Annotated in this window: 9 protein-coding genes; 4 read left to right on the top strand and 5 right to left on the bottom strand. The window is 64.5% G+C overall.

Features of this window, described 5'->3' with window-relative positions:
- Positions 1–82: 82 nt before the first annotated feature.
- Positions 83–1,723 (bottom strand): acyl-CoA synthetase, encoded by a 1,641-nt coding sequence (locus FJ424_RS24680; protein WP_140657277.1) that lies wholly within the window; start codon positions 1,721–1,723, stop codon positions 83–85.
- A gap of 204 nt (positions 1,724–1,927) precedes the next feature.
- Here FJ424_RS24680 and FJ424_RS24675 point away from each other — a divergent pair, with 204 nt between their 5' ends.
- From FJ424_RS24675 to FJ424_RS24665, 3 genes are all read left to right on the top strand, one after another.
- A complete protein-coding gene (locus tag FJ424_RS24675) occupies positions 1,928–2,893 on the top strand; it encodes a sugar-binding transcriptional regulator (protein ID WP_140657279.1) in 966 nt (321 codons plus the stop codon).
- An 83-nt stretch (positions 2,894–2,976) separates the two neighbouring features.
- The gene (locus FJ424_RS24670) at positions 2,977–5,031 is read left to right on the top strand and encodes a bifunctional aldolase/short-chain dehydrogenase (RefSeq protein WP_140657281.1); all 2,055 of its coding nucleotides are present in this window, start codon (positions 2,977–2,979) and stop codon (positions 5,029–5,031) included.
- Positions 5,032–5,256: 225 nt separating this feature from the next.
- On the top strand, positions 5,257–6,321 hold the full coding sequence (locus FJ424_RS24665; RefSeq protein WP_140657283.1) for a D-alanine--D-alanine ligase family protein: 1,065 nt from the start codon (positions 5,257–5,259) through the stop codon (positions 6,319–6,321).
- Positions 6,322–6,377: 56 nt separating this feature from the next.
- On the opposite strand, the gene FJ424_RS24660 is transcribed toward FJ424_RS24665, so the two are convergent.
- A complete protein-coding gene (locus FJ424_RS24660) occupies positions 6,378–7,883 on the bottom strand; it encodes a winged helix-turn-helix domain-containing protein (protein WP_140657285.1) in 1,506 nt (501 codons plus the stop codon).
- A 181-nt stretch (positions 7,884–8,064) separates the two neighbouring features.
- On the opposite strand from FJ424_RS24660, the gene FJ424_RS24655 reads away from it, so the two are divergent.
- Entirely contained in the window at positions 8,065–8,253 is a 189-nt protein-coding gene (locus FJ424_RS24655; protein WP_140657392.1) for a DUF1127 domain-containing protein, read from the top strand.
- A 76-nt stretch (positions 8,254–8,329) separates the two neighbouring features.
- On the opposite strand, the gene FJ424_RS24650 is transcribed toward FJ424_RS24655, so the two are convergent.
- The 3 genes from FJ424_RS24650 to FJ424_RS24640 all read right to left on the bottom strand — a co-directional run bounded on the left by FJ424_RS24650 (position 8,330) and on the right by FJ424_RS24640 (position 11,998).
- On the bottom strand, positions 8,330–9,382 hold the full coding sequence (locus FJ424_RS24650; protein ID WP_140657287.1) for a substrate-binding domain-containing protein: 1,053 nt from the start codon (positions 9,380–9,382) through the stop codon (positions 8,330–8,332).
- A 39-nt stretch (positions 9,383–9,421) separates the two neighbouring features.
- Positions 9,422–10,417, bottom strand: coding sequence for an ABC transporter permease (locus FJ424_RS24645; RefSeq protein ID WP_140657289.1), 996 nt, complete (start codon positions 10,415–10,417; stop codon positions 9,422–9,424).
- A 69-nt stretch (positions 10,418–10,486) separates the two neighbouring features.
- Positions 10,487–11,998: a sugar ABC transporter ATP-binding protein gene (locus tag FJ424_RS24640; protein ID WP_140657291.1), complete on the bottom strand. Its 1,512-nt coding sequence runs from the start codon at positions 11,996–11,998 to the stop codon at positions 10,487–10,489.
- Positions 11,999–12,019: the final 21 nt, after the last annotated feature.

The raw sequence follows: 12,019 nt of genomic DNA, 5'->3' as shown, positions 1-12,019 counted from the left end.
CGGCTGATCTCCCCCCTTGCGGGGGAGATGGCCGGCAGGCCAGAGGGGGGTGGGCGGGAACTCGGCATCGCCCATTTGAGGCTCATGCCATCTTGGCCAGCTCCCGCAACCGGAACTTCTGGATCTTGCCCGTCGAGGTCTTCGGGATTTCGGCAAACACCACTGTCTTCGGCACCTTGAAGCGCGCCAGCAGACCTCGGCAATGTTCGATGATCTCGGCCTCGGTCGCGGCCTTGCCCGGCTTCAGCTCGACATAGGCGACCGGCACCTCGCCCCATTTCTCGTCGGCGCGGGCAACGACACCGCAGGAAGCTACCGACGGGTGCCTATAGAGCGCGTCCTCGACTTCGATGGAAGAGATGTTCTCGCCGCCCGAGATGATGATGTCCTTGGAACGGTCCTTGAGCTGGATGTAGCCATCGGGGTGCATGACGCCGAGATCGCCGGAGTGGAACCAGCCACCGGCGAAGGCCTCGTCGGTCGCCTTCCTGTTCTTCAGGTAGCCCTTCATGACGATGTTGCCGCGGAACATGACCTCGCCGATGGTCTCGCCATCGGCCGGCGTCTCCACCATGGTCTGCGGGTTCATCACCGTGAGGCCCTCGAGCGAGGCGTAGCGGACGCCCTGGCGCGCTTTCTTCGCCGTCCTCGGTCCCTTCTCCAGCGCGTCCCACTCATTGTGCCATTCGTTGACGACGGCCGGCCCATACGTCTCGGTCAGGCCGTAGAGATGGGTGACGGCGAAGCCGGCGTCGGCCATGCCGGAAAGCACTGCCTCCGGCGGCGGCGCCGCTGCCGTGTTGAAGGTGACGGTCTGCGTGAACTGTCGCTTGTCCTCGTCCTTCGCGTTGATCAGCACCGACATGACGATCGGCGCGCCGCACAGATGCGCGACGCCATGGTCGGCGATGGCGTCATACATCGGCTTTGCCCGCACCCAGCGCAGGCAGACATGGGTGCCGGCCTGCACGGCTAAAGTCCAGGGGAAGCACCAGCCGTTGCAGTGGAACATCGGCAGCGTCCACAGATAGACCGCGTGCTTGGCCATGCCGGCATGGATGGTGTTGGTGTAGGCCATCAGCGCCGCGCCGCGATGATGATAGACGACGCCCTTCGGGTTGCCCGTCGTGCCGGAGGTGTAGTTGAGCGAGATGGCGTCCCACTCGTCATCGGGCATCGACCAGGCGAAAGCCTCGTCGCCGCCGGCGACGAACTCTTCATAATCGGCCGAGCCGATTCGCTCTCCTTTCGGATAGGGCGCGTCGGCCGCATAGTCAGGATCGTCATAGTCGATGACCAACGGCTTCACCTTGGCCAAGGCCAGCGCTTCCCTGACAACGCCCGAGAACTCGCGGTCGACGATCAGCACCTTCGAGTCGGCATGGTCGAGTTGGAAAGCGATAACGGCGGCGTCGAGGCGGGTGTTCAGCGAATGCAGCACCGCCTTGGTCATCGGCACGCCGAAATGCGCTTCCAGCATCGGCGGCGTGTTGGACAGCATCACCGTCACCGTATCGCCCTTGCCGATGCCATGCTTCGACAGCGCCGAGGCGAGCTTCAGCGAGCGGCGCCAGAAATCGCGATAGGTGATGCGCTGGTTGCCATGGATGATGGCGACATGGTCGGGATAGGTCTTGGCCGCGCGCTCGAGATAGGTGAGCGGCGTCAGCGGCTGGTGGTTGGCGGCGTTCCTGTCGAGATCCTGTTCGTAGGGATTGGCCATCCCGTTCTCCCCAAGGTTCTTTTCGAACCTTCTAACCTTAGGCCCTTCGTCACGCTATCCCCCTTCCGCGGCTGAAAATGCTATGCTGCGCCGGCTTGGTGGAATGGCGATCCGGATGGAGCCCCACCGTGAGGCGATCGCAGCTCACGCAGGCAAATTTGACTTTTGTCGAGAGCCGTGACTAATGTCAGCCGAGGAGGCGGCATGGCGATCAGACCGGCAGAACAGATCATCCACAAGGCCGCCTGGCTTTACTATGCCCATGGCCTTCGTCAGGACGAAGTGGCGAGCCAGCTCAACATTTCACGCGCTTCGGTCGCCATGTATCTGCGCAAGGCGCGCGAGACCGGCATCGTCAACATCTCGACCTCGACGCAGCTCTTCACCGACGACGTCACGGCGCGCCGGCTTGAAGACGCCTTCGATCTCGACGCCGTCTGGATCGCGCCGGAAAATGCCTATCTCGCGGATCCCTCGGCCGATATCGCCGTGCTGGCGGCGAGCGTCTTTCTCGAGCTGGTGAAGAAAGGCGACCGTATCGGCGTCGCCTGGGGCCGCACCGTCTACACCATCGCCGACATCATGTCCTATGCCGACCTGCAGGGCGTCACCGTGGTGCAACTCTGCGGCAATCTCGGCGCGCCCTATTCCTACCGGCCCGACCAATGCACGATGGAGATCGCGCGGCGACTGAACGCCAAAGGCCTCAATTTCTATGCGCCGCTGGTGCTCTCCACCGAGGAACTGGCGCAGGGCCTGCGCGCCGAGCCGGTGATCCGCGACCAGCTTGCCGGCATTGCCGATTGCGACCTTGCGCTTTATTCCGTCGGCGCGGTCGACGCCGACAGCCATCTGGTGAAATGCGGCGCATTGTCCGCAGGCGAGATGGAAGCGCTGCGCAGCCAAGGGGCTGCCGGCGTCATCGCCGGGCAGATCATCGACGCCAAGGGCGAGGTGCTCGACTGCAGTTACAACCGGCGCGTCATTTCCGCCGAACTCGCCTCGCTGCGCGCGATCGAGAAGCGGCTGATGGTGGTGCAGGAAGACACCAAATTCGAGCCGCTGCTTGCGGCCGTCGCCGGCGGGCTCTGCACGCATCTGGTGATCGGCGCGCACATGGCCGAGCGCCTGCTCAATCACGCGGGCGAAGCCGGCAAAAAGGCATCCTAGAAAAACCACCCTCGCCGCTTCTGTCATCAAGACGTCGCGGCCTTCTGTTCATGAGCAAAAAAGACGGAACCGGACGGAACGACATGCAGAACCTTTGGAATGACGCCGACGCGGAAAAGATGGTTGCCGACTATGCCAAGAAGGGCGTCGCCCGCGACCTTGCGCTGCGCGTCTACACGACCCGTCTGCTTGGCGGCGAGCCGCGGCTGGTGCTGCATGGCGGCGGCAACACCTCCTGCAAGACCAAGGCCACCGATCTGGTCGGCGACGAATGGGACGTGCTCTGCGTCAAGGGCAGCGGCTGGGACATGGCCGTCATCGAACCGCAGGGCCTGCCGGCGGTGAAGATGGGCGCGCTGCTCAAGGCGCGCTCCCTGGACCAGCTCGCCGACGAGGACATGGTGGCGCTGCAGCGCTCCAACCTCATCGACCCCGCCGCTCCGAACCCATCGGTCGAAACGCTGCTGCACGCCTTCCTGCCGCACAAATTCGTCGACCACACGCATTCCACGGCGATCCTCGCCATCGTCGACCAGGAAGACAGCAAGCCGCTGATCGAGACCGTGTTCGGCGACAGACTAGGTTACGTGCCCTACATCAAGCCGGGCTTCGACCTCGCCAAGGTCGCCGCGGAGGTGTTCGACGCCGACCCGAACGTCGAGGGCCTGATCCTCGACAAGCATGGCATCTTCACTTTCGGCGACGATGCCAGGCAGGCCTATGACCGCATGATCCACTATGTGACTATGGCCGAGGACTATGTTGCCAGGAACGGCAAGCCGCAGGCGGTCAAGGCGGCGCTGCCGGCAAAGCTCGCCGGGCCGAGCGACATCGCGCCGATGCTGCGCGGCGCAGTCGCGGTGGCGCGCGGCGAAGGCCGCTTCGACCGCATGATCAGCGACTTCCGCACCTCGGATGCCATCGTCGATTTCATCAATTCGGCCAAGATCGCCGAGTTGGCAGGGCGCGGGGTGTCGACGCCGGACCTGTCAATCCGCATCAAGACCGGGCCGATGGCGGTACCGGCGCCCGACGCCGACAAGCTCGGCGATTACAAGGCTGCCATCCGCAGCCATGTCGATGCCTTCGTCAAGGACTACACCGCCTATTTCGAAACCAATGACGCGCTGGACGACGTCAAGCGCACCATGCTCGACCCGATGCCGCGCCTGACGCTGGTGCCGGGGCTGGGCATGTTCGGCCATGGCCGCACGCTGAAGGAGGCCAAGATCGCGTCGGATGTCGGCGAGATGTGGATCGAGGCGGTGCGCGGCGCCGAGGCCGTCGGCAATTTCCATCCGCTGTCCAAGGCCGACCTCTTTCCGCTCGAATACTGGTCGCTGGAGCAGGCCAAGCTCGCCTCGAACAAGCCGAAGCCGCTGACCGGCCAGGTCGTGCTGATCACCGGCGGCGCCGGCGCCATTGGCGCTGCTACGGCAAAACTATTCGCGGCCAACGGCGCGCATGCGGTGATCGTCGACCTCGATCCAGCCAAGGCGGCGGACGCGGCGAAGGCCGCCGGCAACAATTCGATCGGCGTCGGCGCCGACATCACCAATCCGGCCGAGATGCGCGCCGCCTTCGACAAGGCGGTCGCCGTCTATGGCGGCGTCGACATCCTCGTCTCGAATGCGGGCGCGGCCTGGGAAGGCCGCATCGGCGAGCTCGACGACGCCACTTTGCGCAAGAGTTTCGAGCTCAACTTCTTCGCCCACCAGTCGGCGGCGCAGAATGCGGTGCGCATCATGCTGGAACAGGGCACCGGTGGCGTGCTTTTGTTCAACACATCCAAGCAGGCGATCAACCCCGGTCCGAAATTCGGCGCCTACGGCATCCCGAAGGCGGCGACCTTGTTCCTGTCGCGGCAATATGCGCTTGACTATGGCGCCTATGGCATCCGCTCCAATGCGGTCAACGCCGACCGCATCCGCTCCGGGCTTTTGACCGACACGATGATCGCCAGCCGGTCCGGCGCGCGCGGCGTATCGGAAAAGGAATACATGTCCGGCAATCTGCTCGGACAGGAAGTGACCGCCGACGACGTGGCGCAGGCATTCCTGCACCAGGCGCTGGCCGAACGCACCACAGCGGACGTGACGACGGTGGACGGCGGCAACATCGCGGCGGCGTTGCGCTGACGAAGTAAAGACATAACCTTGGAGCGGTTCATCGTTTCATAAACGGATGAAGCGCTCCTCGTCTTGACACGGTTCCGAACGGAAGGCCTTTCGCGCTTCTGCTGAAAAACTGCTTCAACCGGTCAAAGTCCCACTCCAATCCTTCGGTTACTACTCGGACGGTTGAAGGGGCATGTCTGGTGTTTCGCGTGCGAGCTCCAACCCCGATCATTGGTGGAGTTGTCGATGCCCGCGAAAAGACTGCGTATAGGTGTGCTGTTCGGCGGTCGATCCGCCGAGCATGAGGTGTCGCTGCTTTCGGCGGCCAACGTCATGCAGGCGCTGGACCCGGCGAAATACGACGCCGTGCCGATCTTCGTCACGCGCGACGGCCAATGGCTGCTCAGCCGTTTCGAGGACGGCGCCCTGGCGACGCCGTCGGCTGGCATACAGCTGTGCCTGGTGCCGGGTGGGCAGGGGCGGATGCTGGCGATCCCTGCCAGCGGCGCACCCCATGACCTGCCCGTCATCGATATCCTGTTTCCAGTGTTGCACGGTCTGCATGGCGAGGACGGCGCGGTGCAGGGATTGGCCGAAGTGGCGCGCGTGCCGCTCGCCGGCTGCGGTATTCTGGGCTCGGCCACGGCCCTCGACAAGGACATCGCCAAGCGGCTGCTGAAGGCGGCGGGATTGCCGGTCGCGCGCTCGGTGACGATCGATGAGGGTCGGCTGCCTTCGCTTGCTGAACTGGAAGACAAGCTCGGCTTGCCGCTGTTCATCAAGCCGGCGCGGCAGGGCTCGTCGGTCGGCGTTGCGAAGGTCAATGGCAGTCAGGAGTTCGAGCGCGCGCTGGCGGAAGCCTTCCAGCACGATCGCAAGCTCCTGGCTGAGGAATTCGTTCGTGGCCGCGAAATCGAATTCAGCGTGCTGGAGAGCCCCACGGGCGAACTCTTCGTCTCGCGGCCGGGCGAGATCGTGCCCGCGGAAAGTCACGGCTTCTACAACTACAACGCCAAATATATCGACGAGAATGGCGCGGCCCTGATCGTGCCGGCCGAGCTGCCGTTGGAAGTCGAGAATGCCATGCGCGATATGGCCGCCAGGGCGTTCAGAGCGCTCGGCTGCGACGGGATGGCCCGCGTCGATTTCTTCCTGATGCCGGACATGAATTTCCTGATCAACGAGCTCAACACCATTCCGGGCTTCACCAATATCAGCATGTACGCCAAGGCGATGGCGGCGAGTGGCGTCAGCTATCCGGAGGTTATCGAGCGCCTGGTGGCGCACGGGCTGGCGCGCGCCGGCCGTTGAGACCGAAATCTGAGGATCGGAATCTCGGACGCGATCGACGGATCACGTCGGCCGCATCACTCCGGCAGGCCAGCCGCGCGGAAGCCATCCTCGAAATGCTTGAGCGTCGCCGCGTCGCGGAACGGTTCCGTCTCGACCCAGCGGCGGGTGGAAAAATGCGGATTGCCGACAAGGAACAGCGCAACCTCTGTGCGTGCCTCGTCGAGGCGGCCGAGCTGCGCCAGGCTTGCAGCCAGAAAGCGGCGTGAGCTGGTGCGGTAGGTCTCGTCGCGGCGCAGCGTCTCGACGGCGGCTTCATAGTCGCTGGCCGCATATTGCGCCTGGCCGAGCGTCAGATAATACCAGCTCGGCGGAAAGGGGTTGAGCCGGAACGCCTTGCGAATGTGCTCGAGTCCCTCCTCGATCCTGCCGGCCAGAACCACGATGTCGGACAATGTCGCCCAGATATCGGCCTCGTTCGGGTCGAGATCGATCGCCTTGGCGAATTCCGCATCCGATTGCTCGAAATCGCGTTCATAGGCAAGAAGGTTCGCCAGAACCCAGCGGCAACCGGCGTCGTTGGGATCGATCGCCACGGCCTTGCGCGCCAGTTCCAGGGACGTGCTTCGGGCAGGCTCGAACGGCTCGCCCCAATGCACCCATCGCATCCAGTGGTTCATCGCAAGCCAGCGATAGGCCTCCGCGTAATCCGGATCGAGAGCGATCGCGCGCGTCAGCATCAGGTGCGCTTCGCGCGCCATCTGCGGCGACTCGTCAAACAGTTTTCGCGCGCGCACGACGAGATCATAGGCCTCGAGGTTCTTCGGCCGGTTGCGCGCCGGCGGCGCGCGCAATCGACCGAGCAGCGCCTCGACGATCTTGGCCGTCGCCTCATCCTGGACGGCGAAGATGTCTTCCAGGCCGCGATCGAAGCGCTCGGCCCACAGATGCTCGCCGCTCAGCGCGTCGATCAGCTGGGCGTTGATGCGCACGCGTCCCGCGGCCCGTCTTGCGCTGCCTTCCAGCAGATAGCGCACGCCAAGCTCCCCAGCGATGGCTCGCACGTCCATGGCCTTTCCCTTATAGGCAAACACCGAGTTGCGCGCGATGACGAAGAGGCCCGCGATCCGCGAGAGATCGGTGATCAAATCTTCGGTCAGGCCATCGACGAAAGAGTCCTGCTCGGGATCGTTGCTCAGATTGATGAAGGGCAGCACGGCGATCGACGGTTTGTCGGGCAGCGGCAAGGGTTTGCGCGTCGCGTCGGGCTGTTCGACCGCACCGATGAAACGATAGCCGACACGCGGCACCGTGGCGATCCACTCGCCACCACCGGTCGCCGGACCGAGCAGCTTCCTGAGCTGCGCGATCTGCACGGTGAGATTGCCTTCCTCGACCGCGGTGCCCGGCCACGCCGCGTCCATCAACTCGGCCTTGGCAAGGATTTCGCCCGGACGCGCAACGAGCGCTTCCAGCAGCTTCAGCCCACGGTGACCGGCGGCAACGGGAACGTCGCCCCGGAGCAGCGTTCCCGCGCCAGGATCAAACACGAACGGTCCAAAAGCAAAGCGCGATCCCTGCATGCGGCGATCTATAGCCGATTTGGAAGTTTTGAGAACTATTTGGGAGGGCTTAATTACGCCGCCAGCCGGCTGCGGCACACTGCAATCTCAATCAGGTCACGGGTCCTCAAACTACCGCATGGAGGTTGCCATGAACGATATCCTTGCGCCTTGCGCACCTTTGGCGGCGCGCCCAGCCGAGATGAAGGGCCGCCGGCGCTATAGCCTCTCAGCCTTGCGCAGCCTCCTCGCCGAGCGCCGCAAGCAGGCCTATTTCCGCTTCGAGCTCAAGCGCATGGCGACGGACAATCCGCATCTGATCGACGATATCGGACTGACGAAAGAGGAGGTCGAGGCGGAGATCGCCAAATTGCCCTTCTGGCAGCGGTGAGGCCGGAACGGCCTGAGCAGAAACAAAAGAGAGCGGCCCGTTGGACCGCTCTCTTCGTTTTCCGGCTGCCCGGACCTTACTTGGCGTTCGGGTTCGGCATCCAGGCGGGCATCGCGACATCGGCATGGGCGAACTGCGGCAGCTTGGCCGACAGGTCTTCCATGTTCTTGATGTCCTTGTCGATCAGCTCCTTCTGGGTGATCAGCGTCGGCGGCACGATGACGTTGTGGCCGGGATCCTCGCCGGCGAGAAGCTGCGCCAGCGCGCGCACCGAGACCTGGCCGACGACGGCCGGGTTGGTGGCGGCGGTGGCCGCCCAGGCGCTGTCCGGCTCGCGCATCGCGGCGATATCCGAGGTCGAGATGTCGGCCGAATAGATCTTGATGCCCTTGTTCAGGCCGGCCTCGTCGACGGCGATCTTCACGCCCTTGGCGAACTCGTCATAGGGCGCGAACATCACCTTGATGTCGGGATGGGCCTGCAGCACCGAGCGCGCCTGGTTGGCGACCGAGTTGGCGATCGGGTTGTCGAGCGTGCCGAACTGGGCGACCTCGCTGATGCCCGAATATTTCTTCTTCACGTCCACCCAGGTCTCGTTGCGGCGGTCGAGCGGCGCGATGCCGGCGACATAGACATAGCCGGCCTTCCAGCTCTCGCCATTGTCCTTCACCGCCTGCTCGAGCGCGAGCTTGGCGAGATCCTTGTCCGACTGCTCGATCTGCGGAATCTTCGGATTCTCGACATTGACGTCGAAGGCGACGACCTTGATGCCGGCATCGACCGCGCGCTGGGCGGCGTCCTTCATCGATTCCGTCAGGCCGTGCTGGATGATGATGCCCTGCACGTCGAGCGCGATCGCCTGGTCGACCATGTCGGCCTGGAGCGCCGCATCCTGGCGGCTGTCCAGCACGCGCAGATCGACGCCGAGCGCCTTGGCCTGCGCCTCGACGCCCGACAGATAGGCCTGGAAGAAGTCACCGGTCGACAGATAGCGCACCAGCGCGATCTTGACGCCGGGCTTGTCGAACGGCGCCGGCTTGTCCGCCGCCAATGCCGTGCCCTGCATCAGCAGCGCCGCGCCGGCAAGGCCAAGTGCGGCCTTCCCCAAAAGTCTTCTTGTCATGCTCACTTCGTTTTCCTCCGTTTTGTCTCAATGCCCCGGTCGAAACTATCTCTTGCCCCTGCCGGAAAGGGCGAAGGTGAAGACAAGGGCGACGACAAGCACCGCGCCCTTGACGAAATCCTGCGTGTAGTAGGGGGCGTTCATCATCGTCAGGCCTTGCAGCAAGACGCCGACGAACACCGCGCCGACGGCCGTACCGAAGGCGTTGGGCTTGGCGGCGCCGAGCACCGCGTAGCCGATGAGCGCCGCGGCGACAGCGTCGAGCAAGAGATTATTACCCGAAGCGATGTCGCCGCGTCCAAGTCGGGCGGCGAGCAAAATCCCGCCGATCGAGGCAAAAACTCCCGAAATCACATAGGCCCAGATTTTGTATGCCTTGACAGGCGCGCCGGCGAGCTCGGCCGCCCGCTCGTTGCTGCCGACGGCATACATCATGCGGCCGAAGCGCGTGTATTCGAGGAAGAACCAGATCAGCACCGCGAGCACGACGAGCACCACCACCGAAACCGGGATCAGGTTCGGGATGAAGAAGTCGATGCGGTGGCGGCCGAGCGCGAGGAAGGCTTCCGAGAACTTGCCGTTGGCGACCGAGCCGTCGGGCATGGTCATGCCGGTGGCGATCGAGCGGCCTTCCGTCGGGATGCGCTGCAGGCCGAGCAGCAGGAACATCATGCCGAGCGTGGCCAGAAGGTCGGGCACGCGCATATAGACGATCAGCCAGCCATTGATCAGGCCGACGATGACGCCGATGACAAGGCAGGCGATGACGGCGACGACCGCGTTCTGCTCCAGCACGACCATGGCGTAGGAAGCCGCCATCATGGCGCTGGTGGCGACGGAGCCGATCGACAGGTCGAAGCCGCCGACGACCAGCGTCGCGGTGACGCCGAGCGCCAGCACGCCGGTGATGGCCACCGATTGGAAGATGAAGACGGCGCTTTGCGGCGAAGCAAAACCATCGGCGGCGACCGCGAAATAGGCGATCAACCCTACCAACAGGACGATGAAGCCGTAGCGGATGGCGTAGTCGCGCAACATCACTCAGTGCCCCGCCGCGCGGCTATCCGACAAAAGCTCATTCCAACTCCACTCCATGCAAATCCCTCGACCTCATGCCGCACTGTGGAGCGGTCCGCCGGCCACTTCCGCCAGCAGCCGGTCGAGGTCGATATCGGCGTTCCGGTGCTCGCCGACGATCGTGTGTTCCGACATCACCAGGATGCGGTCGGCGGTCTCCAGCGCCTCGTCGATCTCGGTGACGAAGATCAGCGTCGCGCGGCCGTCGGCGCTGGCTCGAAGCTTCCCCGCGATGTCGCGGCGCGCCGAAATGTCGACGCCCTGGAAAGGCTCGTCGAGGATGAAGAGCCGCGAGGCCTGCGACATCCAGCGCGCCACCATGACCTTCTGCTGGTTGCCGCCGGAAAGCGCCGACAGCTCGTCCTTCTCCGAGCGGCAGACGATGCCAAGTTCGTCGATCTGGCGGCGGGCAACGACGCGCTCGGCGCGCTTTTTCATCACGCCGAGGCCCGACATGCGCTTGAGGAACGGCAGGCTGATGTTGCGCTCGATGTTGAAGCCGCCGACGATGCCGCTCGCAACGCGGTCCTTGGCGACCAGGAAGACGCCGGCGGCGATCGCCTCGCGCGCCGCGCCCGGCGCATAGGGCTTGCCGTCCATATGCATGGTGCCGGCGAGCGGCCGGCGCACGCCGAACAGCGTCTCCGCCAAAGCCGTCTTGCCGACGCCGACCAGGCCGGTGATCGCCACCACCTCGCCGGCGCCGAGCGTCATCGAGATCGGCCTCGACCCTTGCGCCAGTTGCAGCCCTTCGGCGGTGAAGACGGCTCGAGCCGAGCTTCTCGCCACCACCCGGTCGAGATGGATCCTGCGGCCAAGCATGGCGTTGACCGCGCCCTCATAGTCGAGCGGCTTCTTGTCGAAGACGCCGGAGACGACGCCGTCGCGCATCGACACGATGCGGTCGGCGAGCCGCCTTATGTCGGACATGCGGTGCGAGATATAGAGGATGGCGACGCCCTGCCCGCGCAGCCTGTCGATCAGCGAAAACAGCCGGTCGGCCTCGGCGCTCGACAGCGACGAGGTCGGCTCGTCGAGGATCAGGACCTTGGGCCGGTGCGCCATGGCGCGGGCGATGGCCACCATCTGGCGGTCGGCCAACGACAAGTCGCTGACGCGCGCCTTGAGGTCGATGGCGAGCCCCATGCGGTCGGCGACAGCCCTGGCTTCGGCCCGGACATTGGCAGGCTTGAAAAGCAACGACGCGCCTTTGCCGCTCAGCCGGTCGAGCGTCAGGTTGGTGGCGACATCGAGGTCGGCGACCACGCCGTCGTTGATGTTCTGGTGCACGGTGACGACGCCGGCGCGGATCGCTTCGGCTGGGGTCTGCGGATCGAAGGCCTTGCCGGCGAGTTGCATCGAGCCTGCGCCGCGCGCATAGACGCCGCTGACGATCTTGACCAGGGTGGATTTGCCTGCGCCGTTGGCGCCCATCAGCACGGTCACCTCGCCCGCAAAGAGGTCGAGCGAGATGCCGCCAAGCACCTCGTTCTGGCCAAAGGATTTCCTCAGGCCCTCCACATGGAACACGGCATCTGCGCCCATCCGTTCCTCCCGGATGGTGAC

Source organism: Mesorhizobium sp. B3-1-8, assembly GCF_006439495.1.
GTDB lineage: Bacteria > Pseudomonadota > Alphaproteobacteria > Rhizobiales > Rhizobiaceae > Mesorhizobium.
The sequence above is the reverse complement of the archived record's forward strand: the minus strand, read 5'-3'. Positions and strand labels throughout refer to the sequence as shown.

Excerpts from the sequence above, each read along its gene's own strand:
- FJ424_RS24680 (WP_140657277.1), bottom strand. The coding sequence starts at position 1,723 with ATGGCCAATCCCTACGAACAGGATCTCGACAGGAACGCCGCCAACCAC.
- FJ424_RS24675 (WP_140657279.1), top strand. The coding sequence starts at position 1,928 with ATGGCGATCAGACCGGCAGAACAGATCATCCACAAGGCCGCCTGGCTT.
- FJ424_RS24670 (WP_140657281.1), top strand. The coding sequence starts at position 2,977 with ATGCAGAACCTTTGGAATGACGCCGACGCGGAAAAGATGGTTGCCGAC.
- FJ424_RS24665 (WP_140657283.1), top strand. The coding sequence starts at position 5,257 with ATGCCCGCGAAAAGACTGCGTATAGGTGTGCTGTTCGGCGGTCGATCC.
- FJ424_RS24660 (WP_140657285.1), bottom strand. The coding sequence starts at position 7,883 with ATGCAGGGATCGCGCTTTGCTTTTGGACCGTTCGTGTTTGATCCTGGC.
- FJ424_RS24655 (WP_140657392.1), top strand. The coding sequence starts at position 8,065 with ATGAAGGGCCGCCGGCGCTATAGCCTCTCAGCCTTGCGCAGCCTCCTC.
- FJ424_RS24640 (WP_140657291.1), bottom strand. The coding sequence starts at position 11,998 with ATGGGCGCAGATGCCGTGTTCCATGTGGAGGGCCTGAGGAAATCCTTT.